Source organism: Kribbella sp. CWNU-51 (genome assembly GCF_054073265.1).
This window is the reverse complement of the sequence record NZ_JBSXMZ010000016.1, coordinates 14,870-28,962: the sequence shown is the minus strand read 5'-3', so window position 1 is coordinate 28,962 and position 14,093 is coordinate 14,870. Positions and strand designations below refer to the sequence as shown.

The 14,093-nt window shown below is 68.5% G+C and carries 15 protein-coding genes and 1 pseudogene; 12 read left to right on the top strand and 4 right to left on the bottom strand.

The window, feature by feature from the left end:
• Positions 1–213: 213 nt before the first annotated feature.
• The gene (locus tag ACXC9Q_RS20120) at positions 214–1,239 is read right to left on the bottom strand and encodes a LacI family DNA-binding transcriptional regulator (protein WP_457058133.1); all 1,026 of its coding nucleotides are present in this window, start codon (positions 1,237–1,239) and stop codon (positions 214–216) included.
• 110 nt (positions 1,240–1,349) lie between these two features.
• On the opposite strand from ACXC9Q_RS20120, the gene ACXC9Q_RS20115 reads away from it, so the two are divergent.
• From ACXC9Q_RS20115 to ACXC9Q_RS20105, 3 genes are read left to right on the top strand one after another with little or no spacing between them, the layout of a single operon-like run.
• Positions 1,350–2,642, top strand: a complete 1,293-nt coding sequence (locus ACXC9Q_RS20115; protein ID WP_457058132.1) for an ABC transporter substrate-binding protein — start codon at positions 1,350–1,352, stop codon at positions 2,640–2,642.
• A 35-nt stretch (positions 2,643–2,677) separates the two neighbouring features.
• Positions 2,678–3,520 carry a carbohydrate ABC transporter permease gene (locus ACXC9Q_RS20110; protein WP_457058131.1) on the top strand — a complete coding sequence of 281 codons (843 nt, stop codon included), beginning with the start codon at positions 2,678–2,680 and terminating at the stop codon, positions 3,518–3,520.
• Positions 3,517–4,425: a carbohydrate ABC transporter permease gene (locus ACXC9Q_RS20105; protein ID WP_457058130.1), complete on the top strand. Its 909-nt coding sequence runs from the start codon at positions 3,517–3,519 to the stop codon at positions 4,423–4,425. The genes ACXC9Q_RS20110 and ACXC9Q_RS20105 overlap by 4 nt, the downstream gene beginning before the upstream one ends.
• A gap of 688 nt (positions 4,426–5,113) precedes the next feature.
• Here ACXC9Q_RS20105 and ACXC9Q_RS20100 read toward each other — a convergent pair.
• Positions 5,114–5,218, bottom strand: a pseudogene (locus tag ACXC9Q_RS20100) (helix-turn-helix domain-containing protein); the annotation flags it as partial.
• Positions 5,219–5,280: 62 nt separating this feature from the next.
• Between ACXC9Q_RS20100 and ACXC9Q_RS20095 the strand changes: the two are divergent.
• From ACXC9Q_RS20095 to ACXC9Q_RS20085, 3 genes are read left to right on the top strand one after another with little or no spacing between them, the layout of a single operon-like run.
• Positions 5,281–5,961, top strand: coding sequence for a TetR/AcrR family transcriptional regulator (locus tag ACXC9Q_RS20095; protein ID WP_457058128.1), 681 nt, complete (start codon positions 5,281–5,283; stop codon positions 5,959–5,961).
• Positions 5,958–7,043, top strand: a complete 1,086-nt coding sequence (locus ACXC9Q_RS20090; RefSeq protein WP_457058127.1) for an FAD-dependent oxidoreductase — start codon at positions 5,958–5,960, stop codon at positions 7,041–7,043. Before ACXC9Q_RS20095 ends, ACXC9Q_RS20090 begins: the two co-directional genes overlap by 4 nt.
• 28 nt (positions 7,044–7,071) lie before the next feature.
• Complete coding sequence (locus ACXC9Q_RS20085) at positions 7,072–7,845, top strand: LLM class F420-dependent oxidoreductase (RefSeq protein ID WP_457058126.1); 774 nt, start codon at positions 7,072–7,074, stop codon at positions 7,843–7,845.
• A 55-nt stretch (positions 7,846–7,900) separates the two neighbouring features.
• On the opposite strand, the gene ACXC9Q_RS20080 is transcribed toward ACXC9Q_RS20085, so the two are convergent.
• The gene (locus tag ACXC9Q_RS20080) at positions 7,901–8,317 is read right to left on the bottom strand and encodes a DUF1844 domain-containing protein (protein ID WP_457058125.1); all 417 of its coding nucleotides are present in this window, start codon (positions 8,315–8,317) and stop codon (positions 7,901–7,903) included.
• 276 nt (positions 8,318–8,593) lie between these two features.
• Between ACXC9Q_RS20080 and infC the strand changes: the two genes are divergently transcribed.
• From infC to ACXC9Q_RS20055, 5 genes are all read left to right on the top strand, one after another.
• Positions 8,594–9,328 carry a translation initiation factor IF-3 gene (gene infC, locus ACXC9Q_RS20075; RefSeq protein WP_329480526.1) on the top strand — a complete coding sequence of 245 codons (735 nt, stop codon included), beginning with the start codon at positions 8,594–8,596 and terminating at the stop codon, positions 9,326–9,328.
• An 84-nt stretch (positions 9,329–9,412) separates the two neighbouring features.
• Positions 9,413–9,607 carry a 50S ribosomal protein L35 gene (gene rpmI / locus ACXC9Q_RS20070; RefSeq protein WP_328518910.1) on the top strand — a complete coding sequence of 65 codons (195 nt, stop codon included), beginning with the start codon at positions 9,413–9,415 and terminating at the stop codon, positions 9,605–9,607.
• An 80-nt stretch (positions 9,608–9,687) separates the two neighbouring features.
• Complete coding sequence (gene rplT / locus ACXC9Q_RS20065) at positions 9,688–10,080, top strand: 50S ribosomal protein L20 (RefSeq protein ID WP_131367113.1); 393 nt, start codon at positions 9,688–9,690, stop codon at positions 10,078–10,080.
• A 23-nt stretch (positions 10,081–10,103) separates the two neighbouring features.
• Positions 10,104–10,922: a TrmH family RNA methyltransferase gene (locus ACXC9Q_RS20060; RefSeq protein WP_457058124.1), complete on the top strand. Its 819-nt coding sequence runs from the start codon at positions 10,104–10,106 to the stop codon at positions 10,920–10,922.
• Between the two features lie 166 nt (positions 10,923–11,088).
• Positions 11,089–11,793: a hypothetical protein gene (locus ACXC9Q_RS20055; RefSeq protein WP_457058123.1), complete on the top strand. Its 705-nt coding sequence runs from the start codon at positions 11,089–11,091 to the stop codon at positions 11,791–11,793.
• Here the strand turns inward: ACXC9Q_RS20055 and ACXC9Q_RS20050 are convergent.
• Positions 11,783–12,487 carry a TetR/AcrR family transcriptional regulator C-terminal domain-containing protein gene (locus ACXC9Q_RS20050; protein ID WP_457058122.1) on the bottom strand — a complete coding sequence of 235 codons (705 nt, stop codon included), beginning with the start codon at positions 12,485–12,487 and terminating at the stop codon, positions 11,783–11,785. The genes ACXC9Q_RS20055 and ACXC9Q_RS20050 overlap by 11 nt on opposite strands.
• A gap of 55 nt (positions 12,488–12,542) precedes the next feature.
• Here ACXC9Q_RS20050 and ACXC9Q_RS20045 point away from each other — a divergent pair, with 55 nt between their 5' ends.
• Positions 12,543–14,075 carry an MFS transporter gene (locus tag ACXC9Q_RS20045; RefSeq protein WP_457058121.1) on the top strand — a complete coding sequence of 511 codons (1,533 nt, stop codon included), beginning with the start codon at positions 12,543–12,545 and terminating at the stop codon, positions 14,073–14,075.
• The last annotated feature ends 18 nt before the right edge of the window (positions 14,076–14,093 follow it).

The following is a 14,093-nucleotide window of genomic DNA, read 5'->3' as shown; positions in this document are numbered from 1 at the left end:
GCCCGCCGTGCCAGACGCGCTCCGTTTCAGGGGCCACCCCTCAGGTGGTGGGTTGCGGAAGCGAAATCAGGGTCCGCAACCCACCGCTTCGGGGGCTGACCCCTCGAACGGGGCGCCCCCGGCCGCCTCCCCCGACCCGGCCGTACGGCGTACGTGGGCGGGTCGGCGGGGAGCGGTGCGGACGGTACGCCGGACGGGACTCGGGCCGGCGGGCTAGGGGCGGTGGGGCGGGGGAGCAGTGGATTCGCGGACGGTCAGGATCGGGTCGGCGGTACGGCGGTTGATCATCTGGGTGGGGTCGGCGATCACCTCGAGCAGCACCTCGGCCGCCTGCCGGCCGAAGTCGAAGGTGTCGCGGGACAGCGCGGTCAGGGCGGGATGCATCAGCTGGGTCAGGATCGAGTCGTCGAAGGCCACGATCGACAGGTCGCCCGGCACCGAGACGCCCATCTCCATCGCGACGCCCAGGCCGGCCACCGCCATCACGTCGCTGTCGTAGACGATCGCGGTCGGCCGATCCGCCTGGGAGAGCAGCTTGCGCGTGGTCGCCGCGCCCTCGGCGTCGCTGAAGTCGGTGGTGATCGACGGTGCATCGATCAACCCGAGCCGCGGCGCGGCGTCGCGGACGGCCCGGATCCGGCGCTGAGTGTGCTGGAAGACGGGCGTACCGGCGACGTGCGCGATCCGGCGGTGACCGAGGGCGGCCAGGTACTCCACGATCGACAGCATCGCGTCCCGGTCGTCGGCCCAGACGGAGGCGAGCGCGCCCTTGCCGCCGCGGCCACCGATCACGACGGCCGGCAGCTCGAGCGCCTTGAGCTCCTCGATCCGCGGGTCCTTCACCGTCAGGTCGACGAGGATCACGCCGTCGACGCGGTGCTCCGAGGCCCACCGGCGGTACACCTCGAGCTCGGTCGCGGTGTCCTCGACGATCAGCAACTGCAGCGAGATCGACCGCGCGGACAGCCCCGATTGCACGCCCGACAGCAGGTGCGCGAAGAACGGCTCCACACCGAGCGTGCGAGCCGGCCGGGCGATCACCATGCCGACCGAGTCGACCCGGCCCTCACCCAGTGCCCGGGCCGCGCTGTGCGGCCGCCAGCTCATCTGCTCGGCGATCTTCAGGATCCGCTCCCGGGTCGCGTCGCTGACCCCCGGCCGCCCGTTCAGCGCGAACGACACCGCGCCCTTGGACACCCCGGCCCGGTTCGCGATGTCGGCGATCGTCGGTCTCGCCATCCGGCACCTCCCTTCGAGGGTGTCTCGGCACCCTCTCGCCCCTTGACAGCGGATTCTACGATGTGGATAGTGCAGGAACTATACCGGTTTATCAAACCCAGGAGATTTCCATGCGTAGACGCCGTCTGGCGCCGGTGGCAGCCCTCGCCGCCGTCGCTCTCACTCTGGCTGGTTGCGGCCTCGGATCCGGCGATTCCGGCAGTGCCGCCGCCAAGCCGACCGTCGACGCGAACGCCCAGGTGACCGGTGAGGTCAGCTTCCAGACCTGGGCCCTGAAGCCGAAGTTCACGACGTACGTCGAAGGCGTGATCAAGGCCTTCGAGACGAAGTACCCGGGCACCAAGGTCACCTGGCTGGACCAGCCGGGCGACGGCTACGACAAGAAAGTGCTGAGCCAGGCCTCGGCCGGCCAACTGCCGGACGTGACCAACCTGCCGCCGGACTTCGCGCTCTCGCTGGCCAAGCAGGACATGCTGCTCGACGTCGGCGCCGCCGACCCGAAGATCAACGACGAGTACGTCGAGGGCGGCGTCCAGGCGTACCAATACCAGGGTATGGACGGCACCTTCGGCTATCCCTGGTACCTGAACACCGACATCGACTACTGGAACGCGACCAAGTTCGCCGCGGCCGGGCTCGATGTGAAGAACCCGCCGAAGACGTTCGACGAACTGCTCGCGGCCGCCAAGGTCATGCACGACAAGACCGGCGGCAAGGAGTACCTGATGAGCCGGCTGCCCGGCATCGGCGACTTCACCAACGCCGGCGTGAAGATCCTGTCCGACGACGGCAAGAAGTTCGTCTTCAACACCCCCGAGGCCGCCGCGCTGCTGGACAAGTACCGCGACGCCTACAAGGCCGGCTACCTGCCGCGCGACATCCTGACCCAGGAGTACCTGGGCAACTCCAAGCTCTTCACCCAGGGCAAGGTCGCCTGGACCACCGGTGGCGGCAACGCGATCCAGGACTTCCAGAAGGACAACCCGTCACTGAAGGGCAAGGTCGTCCCGTCGCCCGCGCTCGACACCCCGCCGCTGTACGTGCAGGGCCTGTCGGTGTCGGCCAAGACCAAGAACCAGGCGGCCGCGATCGCGCTGGCCCGGTTCGTCACCAGTGCGGAGAACCAGGCCGCGTTCGCCAAGATTGTGAACATCTTCCCGTCCACCAAGTCGTCGGCGAGTGACCCGTACTTCTCCAAGAGCGACGGTACGCCGGAGAGTGACGCCAAGGTGCTCGCGTTCGCCTCGCTGGCCAAGGCCAAGGTGCTGCAGCCGCCGGTGATCAGTGGTGCGACCAACGACTTCATCGGGCAGCAGATCTCGCTCGCGATCGCCGGCAAGATCTCGTCCCAGGCAGCCCTCGACGCGGCGGTGGCGAAGGCCAACCAGCTCCTTACGCAGTAATGCGGTATCACCGCTGGTTCACACCGTGGGTGCTGGTGATCCCGGCACTCGCCTGGTTGCTGGTGTTCAACCTCTGGCCGTCGATCAACACCGTCATCCTGTCGTTCACCAACGCCAGGCCGATCGGCGGCGGCACCTTCGTCGGGCTGAAGAACTTCGAGACCCTTCTGCACGACGAGCAGTTGCGCTGGGCGCTGCTGAACAGCGTCATCTACATGGTGGTCTGCCTGCCATTCCTGACCGTCCTGCCGCTGCTGCTCGCCGTACTGGTGGAGAAGAAGCTGCCCGGGATCACGTTCTTCCGGACCGCCTTCTACACCCCGGTGGTGGCCTCGGCGGTCGTGGTGGCGCTGATCTGGCAGTGGATCCTCGACGATCGCGGTCTGGTCAACGGACTGGCCGAGAAGCTCGGCGTCATCTCCGGGCCGCTGCCGTTCCTGTCCGACCAGTGGCTGTTGTTGCTGAGTGCAATCAGTCTGACGATCTGGAAGGGGCTCGGGTACTACATGATCATCTACCTGGCCGCCCTCGGGAACGTCGGGCGTGAGCTGCACGAGGCCGCCGCGGTCGACGGCGCCGGGTCGTTCCGGCGGTTCGTCCACATCACCATCCCCGGGGTCCGCGGGACGATGATCCTGATCTCGATCCTGATCTCCGTGTCGGCGCTGCGGGTGTTCTCCGAGCTGTTCATCCTGAGCGGTGGCAAGGGTGGTCCGGGTGGCCGGGACAACTCGGTGGTGATGCTGATCCAGCAGTACAGCCAGGGCTTCGAGGGCAACCTCGGGTACGCGTCCGCGTTGTCGATCGTGCTGTTCTTCGTCACCGTCGTACCGATGCTGGCGCTGGCCCGCCTCAACCGCCGAGGAGCCGAAGCATGACGACTGTGACTGATCGACCTGTTGTCCGGGAGGCTTCTGGTACGGCGCCTGGGCGTCGGCGTGGTTCGTTCGGGTTCAACACCGTCTCGCCGCGCGAGAAGGTGGTCCGGTACGTGCTGCTGGTGTTCGTGCTGCTGATCACGATCGGGCCGTTCCTGTGGCAGTTGTCCACGTCGCTGAAGGGATCCGGGGAGGACATCTACACCCGGATCCCGCGGCTGCTGCCGGCCCAGCCGACGTTCGACCACTACAAGTCCGTGACCGACACGGTCCCCGCCTGGGATTATGCGCGGAACTCGCTGGTGGTCGCCGTACTCGTTGTTGGAGGCAACGTTATTGGGGCGTCGCTGGCCGGGTTCGCGTTGTCGCGGTTGCAGTTCCGCGGGCGCCGGCTGGTGCTCGGGTTGTTCCTGGCCACGCTGGTGTTGCCGGGTGAGGTCACGATCATCTCGCAGTATGTGACGGTGCGGGAGTTCGGACTGGCGAACACGCTGTTCGGAGTCGCGCTGCCCGGCATGATCGGGGCGCTGAACGTGCTGCTGATGTACAACGCGTTCCGGTCGCTGCCGATCGAGGTCGACCAGGCGGCCATCGTGGACGGCGCGAACGCGTGGCAGCGGTTCGTGCACATCGGGCTGCCGTCGGTGCGGGGGACCATCAGCGTGGTCGCGATCTTCGCGTTCATCGGCGCGTGGGACGACTTCCTCTGGCCGCTGATCGTGCTCACCGACCCGGACAAGTACACGCTGACCGTCGGCCTGCAGTACCTGTCCGGCACCTTCAGCAACAACCCCCGCCTCATCGCCGCGGGCACGATGATCGCGTTCATCCCGATCGTGATCGTCTTCGCCACCCTCCAACGCTTCTTCTTCAAAGGCGTCGAAGAGGGCGCCGTCAAGGGCTGACCCGCACGCGTCCACCCACGCGCGCTCCCGCGGCCACTCGTTTGGGGCTTGGACTGGGTGCGGGGTCGGACAGGTTATTTCGGCTCTTCTGCTCGATGCCTGGGTGGTGGCCCACCTGCCGTGTGGTGGTCATCGGGCGGACCCAGAACCGGTGACCTGAGACGGCCCGTGGTCCGGTCGCGGCCCCGGTACCCGGCATCCGGTTGGCAGCCTCCCGGCGCCGGTCCGCTGGGGTTCCGACCTGCTTGGGCCGCCGGGGGTGTTGATCGGCGCGATTGCTGCGGCCCTGGACAGGTGCCGGGGTCCTCGGACACCGCACGGCCTGTCCGAGGCCCCCAGGTGGTGTCCCAGGCTGCGCGGATCGCCACCGGCCCCACCCGCCAGCGGTCCCACCCGCCACCGGTCCCACCCGCCGCCGCGATGAACCCGTCCAGCCGCTGCACCTGCCCGCGCGTGTGCGGCCGGTGCGGCTGCGGGCGGGGGCTGCCGAGGGTGCGGACGGGGGCTGGGCGTGTCAGCGCGACAGGAGGTGTCCGCCCTGGCCCCGGCCTGGCCGGCCGGAGCCAGGCGTGAATGCTTCCTCCGACCAGCGCCCCTGGACCGACACCACCTGTCGAGCTGGCACGCCCAGCCGACCTCGCCCACACATCCAGAAGAGCCGTTGTTTCTTCTTCAAGGCCACCGTTGCTTAGTCGTGCTGCTCCTCGGCGACCCATTCGAGGAGGTCGCCGGGTTGGCAGTTGAGGGTTCGGCAGCTGGTTTCGCGGGTGCTGAAGCGGACGGCTTTGGTTCGGCCGTTCTCGAGGCCTGCCGGGCGAACTTGTTCGTAACGAACACGTTCGTTAGGCTGATCCCATGATGGATGAACCCAGGAGTCGGCGGGAGCGGCCGGCGAAGGCGGCGTTGACGCGGCGCGGGATCGTGGCGGCGGCGGTGGAGGTGATGCGCGCCGAAGGGCTGGATCGGGTGACGATGCGGCGGCTGGCGAACGAGCTCGACACCGGGCCGGCGTCCCTCTACGTGTACTTCCGGAATACGGCCCAGCTGCACGGCGCCGTACTCGATGAACTGCTCGGCGCGGTGGACTTGTCGCCGGTCGAGGCCGACGGGGACTGGCGAGAGCGGCTCGAGGCGGTGCTGGCGTCGTACACCGGGGTCCTGTTCGAGTATCCGAGTCTCGCTCAGTCCGCGGTGACCGCGCGACCGGCGGGGGAGAACTACCTCCGGTTGGTGGAGGGTGTGCTCGCGCTGCTCGACGAAGGCGGCGTACCGCCACAACAGGCTGCCTGGGGTCTCGACTTGCTGCTCCAGTTGGCGACGTCGACCGCTGCTGAACACGCGGGGGGCGACGACCCGGAGCAGTGGGACGCGTTGGGCGCCGCGTTGCGAGCTGCCCGACCGGAGACGCACCCGCGGATCGTCGCGCAGGGCGAGGACCTGCTCAGCGGGCCGGGGGAGGACCGCGCGTCCTGGGGCATCCGCGTCTTGATCAACGGAGTGCTTGCCACTCCACGTACGGGAGGACAACCGACATGACGCACCACGGAATCGCGACCATCGGCGCCGGCCTCGGTGGCTTGACGCTGGCGCGAGTACTGCACGTTAACGGCATCGAGGCCGCTGTCTACGAACTGGACGCCTCACCGACCGCCCGCACCCAGGGCGGCATGCTCGACATCCACGAGGAGTCCGGTCAGGCCGCGTTGCGGGCGGCCGAGCTGTACGACGAGTTCCGGCGCATCGTCATGCCCGGTGGCGAGGCGATGCGGATCTACGGCCGGGTCGCCGTATGGCGCTTTGCCGACGAGGGGGAAGGTCGTCCGGAGGTGCACCGCCGGGATCTGCGCGATTTGCTGATCGGCAGCCTGCCGGACGGCGTGATCCGCTGGGACTCGAAGGTCGTCGGGATCGTCGACCGTGAGGTGCGGCTGGCGGACGGCAGCACGTTCACGGCTGACTTGCTGGTCGGCGCGGACGGCGCGTGGTCGAAGGTCCGGCCACTCGTCTCCGACGCGACACCGGCGTACTCGGGGTTGTCCTTCGCGGAACTGGATCTGATCGATCCCGCCGTACGGCATCCGGAGAGCGCCGAGCTGATCGGCCCCGGCTTGATGTTCGCCCTCGGCGACGGCCGCGGCTTCCTGGCCCACCGCGAACCCGACCGCCTTCATGTGTACGCCGCTCTGCGCACCGAGGCCGAATGGTCCAGCGGTGACATCACCAAGGACGCCCTGCTGGCCGAGTTCACGGACTGGGACGACCGCTTCCTCCGCCTGGTCCGCGACGCAGACGCCGCGCCGTTCTCCCGTGCGGTCCACGCCCTGCCGATCGGTCATCAATGGAAGCGAGTCCCCGGCATCACGCTTCTGGGCGACGCCGCTCACCTCATGTCACCCTTCGCCGGTGAAGGCGCCAACCTGGCGATGCAGGACGGCGCCGAACTGGCCGCGGCCCTGATCGCCCATCCCTATGACACCGAGGCGGCGCTGGCGGCGTACGAGTCCGATCTCTTCCCCCGCGCCGAACAGTCCGCGGCCGAATCCGCCGCCAACCTCGACCTCTGCTTCGCCCCCGATGCCCCCACCGGCCTGCTGAAGTTCTTCAGCACGATTGGGTAGGACGTACCGCATCTGAGGGAGCACTGTCATGAGACCAGTCCGCATCGGTGCCCAGTTGGCGCCGCAGCGCGCCGAGTACGCCGCGATCCGCCGGGCCGCCGGCGAGGTCGAGGACCTGGGCGCGGACATCCTCTTCACCTGGGACCACTTCTTCCCGCTCGGCAAGGTGGCCGAGGGCAAGCACTTCGAGGGCTGGACGATTCTCGCGGCGTGGGCCGAGCAGACCTCCCGGATCGACCTCGGGGTCCTGGTCAGCTGCAACAGCTACCGCAACCCCGACCTGCTGGCGGACATGGCCAGGACCGTCGACCACATCAGCGGTGGGCGGGTCGTGTTCGGGATCGGCGCCGGCTTCAAGGAGCGGGAGTTCCTCGAGTACGGGTACGAGTTCCCCTCACCCGGCCGCCGGGTGGCCGAACTCGCCGACGCCCTGCCGCGGATCGAGAAGCGCCTCGCCGCGCTGAACCCACCGCCGATCGGCCCGATGCCGATCCTGATCGCCGGCGGTGGCGAGCAGAAGATGCTCCGCGTCGTCGCCCGGCACGCCGACATCTGGAACACCTTCGCCGAGGGCGAGGACCTGGTGCGGAAGCTCGGCCTGCTCGAGCGGTACTGCGCCGAGATCGGCCGCGACCCGTCGACGATCGAACGCTCCGTCCATGTCGGAGGCGATCCCTGGCAGAACGGACCGGCCCTTCGCGAGCTCGGTGTCAGCCTGTTCACGGTCTCCACCAGCGGCCCCGAGTACGACCTCGACACCCTCCGTCGCTGGATCGCCTGGCGCGACGAACAGAACGCCTGACGCTGTCAAGGATCGCCGGCCTCTTCATCCTCGCCCCCGAGGTCCCGTAGAGGGGTTACCTGCGGGCGGCGGTTGGGTGGACGGGGCCGGTGTACTTCTCGCCAGGCCCTGCGCCGGGCTCGTCGGGGATGGTGGAGGACTCCTTGAAGGCCAGCTGCAGGGAGCGGAGGCCGTCGCGGAGGGGGGCGGCGTGGTGGTGGCCGAGGGACGGGGCGGAGGCGTCGAGGAGGCCGGCGAGGGCGTCGATCAGGGAGCGGGCCTCGTCGAGGTCCTGGTGGTCGGGGAGGTCTTCGGCCAGGCCGAGGTGGACGGCGGCGGCGCTCATCAGGTGGAGGGCGGCGGTCGAGATGATCTCCACGCTGGGTACGTCGGCGATGTCGCGAGACACCGTGGACAGCGGATCCGGGCGGCTGTCGTCCGCGGCCGCCGGCTGAGCGTCGTCCGGCGGTGAAGTGGCACCTGAGTCGTTCATGCTGTTACTCTTACATGGCGACCGACCCGGTCCGTTGGTGACCCCTGAGCGGAATACTCGAGGGCCTCCGGTGGTTCGAGTCTAAGCGGAGGGCCACCTCCCACCCAGTCGATGCAGAGTCGGCGGGTCCCGGTCACGCTGAGAGGTTCTGGAGGATATCCGGAGAATCACAGCGGTCGTACGGCGTACCACCCGGAGGGGTTGGGACGTCGTCGATCTGGGAATTGGGCCTTCGTGTGATCGCACGGAGGCCTTCGTGTTTTCCAGGGGCTTTCGGTGATCACGAGGTGGCACCAGTACGAGCACAACCCAGGAGGACCCATCACCATTGAACTGCGCGTCAACGAGCGCATCCGCGTTCCCGAGGTGCGACTGGTCGGACCGAACGGTGAGCAGGTAGGCATCGTCCGGATCGAGGACGCACTTCGGCTGGCACAGGAGGCCGATCTCGACCTCGTCGAGGTCGCGGCAACAGCCCGGCCTCCCGTCTGCAAGCTGATGGATTTCGGCAAGTACAAGTACGAGACCGCGCAGAAGGCGCGCGAGTCCCGCCGGAACCAGACCAACACGGTCATCAAAGAGATGAAGCTGCGGCCGAAGATCGACCCGCACGACTACGAGACCAAGAAGGGTCACGTCGTCCGGTTCCTGCGTGCCGGGGACAAGGTCAAGATCACCATCATGTTCCGCGGACGTGAGCAGTCCCGCCCGGAGCTCGGCTTCCGGCTGCTGCAGCGGCTGGCCGAGGACGTGAGCGAGCTCGGCTTCGTCGAGTCCTCGCCGCGGCAGGACGGCCGGAACATGATCATGGTGCTCGGACCGCACAAGAAGAAGTCCGAGGCGCGCGTGGACGTGGAGGCCGAGAAGGCGAAGAAGCAGGCCGAGCGTGACGCTGAGCACGAGGCGGAGCGCGCCGAGCGCGCCGAGCAGGTTCAGGCGCACGAGGCCGAGCGAGCCGCCGGCTCCACGAAGAAGCCGAAGGGTCCGGCAGACAACCTCGACCCGGAGTGACGTGATTGCTCCGGCCGGCCGCGAGGACAGCCGGAGCACCGCACCGAGTTCGAGTCAACGAAAGAACAACAGGAGTACATAGCCATGCCGAAGATGAAGACCCACTCGGGGATGAAGAAGCGCGTCCGGATCACGGGCACGGGCAAGGTCCGCCGCGAGCAGACCGGCATCCGCCACCTCGCCGAGGCGAAGTCGTCCAAGCGCAAGCGTCGCCTGAGCGGCACCGTCGAGGTCGCGCCGTCGTACGCGAAGAAGGCCAAGAAGCTTCTCGGCATCTGAGCACCGCCCTTAACCCCCGAACATCCCCGCCGAGTGGGCCCAGTCCGGCTCCGGCGCAGAAATACAAGGAGTAACACCTCATGGCACGCGTGAAGCGGGCAGTCAACGCCCACAAGAAGCGCCGGGTCGTCCTGGAACAGGCCAGCGGCTACCGCGGCCAGCGCTCGCGTCTGTACCGCAAGGCCAAGGAGCAGGTCACCCACTCGCTCGTCTACGCCTACCGGGACCGCAAGGCGCGCAAGGGCGACTTCCGCAAGCTGTGGATCCAGCGGATCAACGCCGCGGTCCGCGCCGAGGACCTGACCTACAACCGGTTCATCCAGGGTCTGCGGCTGGCCGAGGTCGAGGTCGACCGGAAGATCCTCGCCGACCTGGCCGTCAACGACCCGGCCGCGTTCTCCGCGCTGGTGCAGGTGGCCAAGGCCGCCCTGCCGGCCGACGTGAACGCGCCGAAGTCCGACGCCGCGGCCTGAGTAACACCCCGGACAGCACTGCAGTGGCGAGCCCTGGTCTGCTGACCGCACAGTCCGTGCGGATCAAGCAGGCCCGGCGGCTCGCCACTCGTGCGTTCCGGCGCAAGACCGGCCGCTTCCTGGTCGAGGGACCGCAGGCGGTCCGCGAAGCTCTCGAGCACCGCGAACTCGTCCTCGAGGTGTACGCCGAACCCGCCGTCGCCACCCGTCACCGGGACCTCCGCGACCTGGCCGAAGCCGCCGGTGTGCCCTGGTTCGAGGTCAACCGCGCCGCCGTGGAGGCGCTCAGTGAGACCGTCACTTCACAAGGCGTGGTCGCCGTCTGCTCCCTCGTCGACACACCGTTGGCCGAGGCGGTCCGTCGTACCGCCAAGCTGGTGGCCGTCGGCGTGCAGGTCCGGGATCCCGGCAACGTCGGCACCTTGATCCGTACGGCGGACGCCGCCGGCGCGGATGCGGTCGTCCTGTCGTCGGAGTCCGTCGACCCGCACAACCCGAAGGCGGTCCGGGCCAGTGTGGGCAGCATCTTCCACGTGCCGATCGCCGTCGACGTGGACATCACCGCGGCCGCCAAGTCCTGGCGGGACCAGGGACTGCAGGTCCTCGCCGCCGACGGGTACGGCTCCTCCGACCTGGACAGCTGCATCGAGGACGCCACCCTGACCCGGCCGACCGTCTGGCTGTTCGGCAACGAGGCTCACGGCCTCCCCGACGGCTTCGACGCCATCGTCGACCGCTCGGTGAAGGTCCCGATCTACGGCCGCGCCGAGTCCCTCAACCTCGCCACCGCCGCCGCCATCTGCCTCTACGCGTCCGCCCGGGCCCAGCGTCGTACCGGTTGACGCCGACGCGGCGGCCGTGTCAGCGTTGGCGCAGCGCGCGCCAGGGCGCCACCTCTCCGCGGCAAGCACTGAGTGCACCTGGATCGAACAGCAGGACTCGTGATGGCCGGTGAACCCTTCGGGACGGCCTGATTCAGCGGAGCGGGTTGTCCTGGAAGGACCGTTGATGTCGACCACACCGCTGCCCGCCAAAGCCAGCCTCAGCCAGCTGCGCATGCAGGCGAAGGACCTTCGCAAGGCCGTGACCAAGGGGCGTCCGGACGCGATCGAGCGGGTCCGGGCCCATCACCCCAACTACACAAATGGGTTCACCCTGCGGGACGCGCAGTTGACCATCGCCCGTGAGTACGGGCTGGCCAGCTGGCCCGAGCTGATGGCGAAGGTGGCCACCGAGCTCGTCGAGGGCCGCGAACTGCACCGCTACTTCGGCGTCGAGCTGAACAACGAGACCTGGGACCTGCTCGAGCAGATCGACGAGACCAGTCCGCTCCTCGACCAGGAGCGCGTCCTGTACGGCGCGTACGCCGCCTGCCTGCACTGGCTCGAAGCCGGCAACGAAGCGAACCATGCCCGTGGCGAGCACCTGATCGCCCGGGTCGCACTGCGGATCGGCCGCGTCGAGCTCGGCCTGGACCACGCGCGGCGTTGTCTGCAGCTCATCCGAAACCACCCGGATCAGATGGGCGACTGGGACGAACCGTTCGCCCGTGAGGCCCTTGCCCGCGCGCTTGCGGCGACCGGCTCTCCCGATCAGGCGCGGGCCGAACGACGCCGGGCGGAGGAACTCACGGCGCTGGTCGCGGATCCCAGAGACCGCGAGGTACTGCTGACCGAACTCGGCAAGGAGCCGTGGTTCGGCCTCACTTCCTGAGGCGAGCCTCGAGCCCGTCGAGCAGAGCGTCGAGGCCGAAGGCGAAGGACTCCGTGAACAGCGCGTTCACATCCCGGTCGGCGCGTCGCCGGACCGACTCCTGCATGCCGGGGAGGTCGGTGGTGAGGGCTTCGGCCCGCTGCAGCAGGTCGCCGGTCATCTGGTCCAGGGTCTGGCCGTTCTTCCGGGCCATCTCGCGGGTCGCGACCTCGGAACTCGCGGTGCCGAGGACGTAGGACATCACGCTGCCCATCGCGAAATCGACGTCCGGGCCGGAGAAGCCGGCCGCGCCGAACAGCACCAGGCCACGCGAACCGAGCGTCATGGCGTTCGGCCCGATGCTGGGCCGGACGTACATGATCTCCGGGAGCCACGGATGGCGGAGTACGGTGGCCCGCAGGCTGTGGCCGAACAGCAGCGCACCGCTCCGCCAGCCGGCCAGCTCGGGACCCGGTACGTCGACCTCGCTCCAGATCTCGTCGATGAGCAGGTCGATCAGGTCGTCCTTGGTCGGCACGTGCCAGTAGAGGCTGGTCGCGCCCGCGCCGAGCTTGGCGGCCAGCTTCCGGATGCTGAGCCCGGCCAGGCCCTCCGCGTCCAGGGTGGCCATCGCCGTCTGCACGATCTGCTCCCGGCTGAGCGTCTCGCGGGCCGGGGTGGCGGCCCGCTGCCGGGTCCAGATCGATTCCTTCATGACGCCATCCTAATAACCTCTGGAACAGTGTACGGGCTTGTCGTACAGTGTGCGAGTGACTAGTACACCGTTCGAGTCCTCCTCTGATTCTTCGGCGACCGGGCATCCGCGACGCTGGTGGATCCTGTTGATCCTCTGCCTGAGCCTGATGGTGCTGGTCGTCGACAACACCGTGCTCAACCTGGCGATCCCGTCGCTGATGCGCGACCTGGACGCGACGCCCGCGGACATCCAGTGGGTGATCGACGCGTACATCCTGGCGTTCGCCGGGCTGTTGCTGACCGCGGGCAGCCTGTCCGACCGGTTCGGGCGCCGGAAGATGCTGCTGCTCGGGCTGGTGATCTTCGGGGTGGCCTCGCTGCTGGCGACGCTGGCCCAGAGCCCGGGGCAGTTGGTCGCCTGCCGCGGGCTGATGGGTGTCGGCGGCGCGCTGCTGATGCCGAGCACGCTGTCGCTGCTGTTCACGGTGTTCCCTCCGCACGAGCAGCGCAAGGCGATGGCCGGCTGGTCGATGGTCGCGATGGTCGGCGTGGTCGCCGGTCCGACCGTGGGCGGCGTACTGCTGAACCACTTCTGGTGGGGCTCGATCTTCTGGCTGAACGTGCCGATCGCCGTCCTCGCGATCATCGGCACGCTGGCCCTGATCCCGGAGTCGAAAGGCCCGGTGCGCGACGTCGACCCGGCCGGCGCGGTGCTGTCGATCATCGGTATGGCGGCGGTCGTGTGGGCGATCATCTCGATCCCGGCCGACGGGTTCGGGTCCGCCAAGGTGCTCGGCGGGCTGACTGTCGGAGTAGTGGCGCTGAGCGGGTTCGCGTTGTGGGAGAGGCGGAGTGAGCACCCGATGGTGCCGCTCGCGCTGTTCCGGAATCGGAACTTCAGTGGGACGAGCTTCTCGATCGTGTTGCTGTCGTTCACCGCCGGCGGCCTGTTGCTGGCGCTGACGCAGTACCTGCAGTTCGTGCTCGGGTACACGCCGCTGAAGGCCGGCCTGGCGTTGATCCCGTACGCCGTGGCCGCGACGGTGTTCAACGCTCTCGGGGCGACGCTCGGCAAGAAGATGGCGGATCGCACGTTGATCGTTCTCGGGCTGGTGATCATCGCCGGCAGCTTCGGCATCCTGACCCAGGTGTCCGACTCGACCGGGTACGGCCTGCTGATCATCGGTCTGATGGTGATGGGCGTCGGCGGCGGGCTGGCCGGGCCAGCGGCGTACACGCTGCTCATGCAGGCGGTTCCGGCGGACCATCGCGGTGTCGGCTCGGCGATGAACGACACCGTCCAGCAGACCGGTGCCGCGTTGTCGGTCGCCGTACTGGGCAGTGTGCTGGCCGCGGCGTACTCCTCGTCGCTGCCGGACTCGGTTCCCGAACCGGCGCGCAAGTCGATCGCGGACACGCTCGCCCTCGGCCCGGACTTCGTGGCCTCGGCCCGGACCGCCTTCACCGACGCCATGTCGATCTCGATGACAGTCGGCTTGATCGGTGCGCTGGCCGGCGCGCTGGTCGCCCTCCTGGTGCTGCCGCGCGGGCAGGCCAAGCAGGCGACGGAGGAAGCCGTCCCGACGGTGGACGACCCGGTGCACTGACCTGATGCGGCGCGGTGT

Excerpts from the sequence above, each read along its gene's own strand:
- ACXC9Q_RS20120 (WP_457058133.1), bottom strand. The coding sequence starts at position 1,239 with ATGGCGAGACCGACGATCGCCGACATCGCGAACCGGGCCGGGGTGTCC.
- ACXC9Q_RS20115 (WP_457058132.1), top strand. The coding sequence starts at position 1,350 with ATGCGTAGACGCCGTCTGGCGCCGGTGGCAGCCCTCGCCGCCGTCGCT.
- ACXC9Q_RS20105 (WP_457058130.1), top strand. The coding sequence starts at position 3,517 with ATGACGACTGTGACTGATCGACCTGTTGTCCGGGAGGCTTCTGGTACG.
- ACXC9Q_RS20095 (WP_457058128.1), top strand. The coding sequence starts at position 5,281 with ATGATGGATGAACCCAGGAGTCGGCGGGAGCGGCCGGCGAAGGCGGCG.
- ACXC9Q_RS20090 (WP_457058127.1), top strand. The coding sequence starts at position 5,958 with ATGACGCACCACGGAATCGCGACCATCGGCGCCGGCCTCGGTGGCTTG.
- ACXC9Q_RS20085 (WP_457058126.1), top strand. The coding sequence starts at position 7,072 with ATGAGACCAGTCCGCATCGGTGCCCAGTTGGCGCCGCAGCGCGCCGAG.
- ACXC9Q_RS20080 (WP_457058125.1), bottom strand. The coding sequence starts at position 8,317 with ATGAACGACTCAGGTGCCACTTCACCGCCGGACGACGCTCAGCCGGCG.
- rpmI (WP_328518910.1), top strand. The coding sequence starts at position 9,413 with ATGCCGAAGATGAAGACCCACTCGGGGATGAAGAAGCGCGTCCGGATC.
- rplT (WP_131367113.1), top strand. The coding sequence starts at position 9,688 with ATGGCACGCGTGAAGCGGGCAGTCAACGCCCACAAGAAGCGCCGGGTC.
- ACXC9Q_RS20055 (WP_457058123.1), top strand. The coding sequence starts at position 11,089 with ATGTCGACCACACCGCTGCCCGCCAAAGCCAGCCTCAGCCAGCTGCGC.
- ACXC9Q_RS20050 (WP_457058122.1), bottom strand. The coding sequence starts at position 12,487 with ATGAAGGAATCGATCTGGACCCGGCAGCGGGCCGCCACCCCGGCCCGC.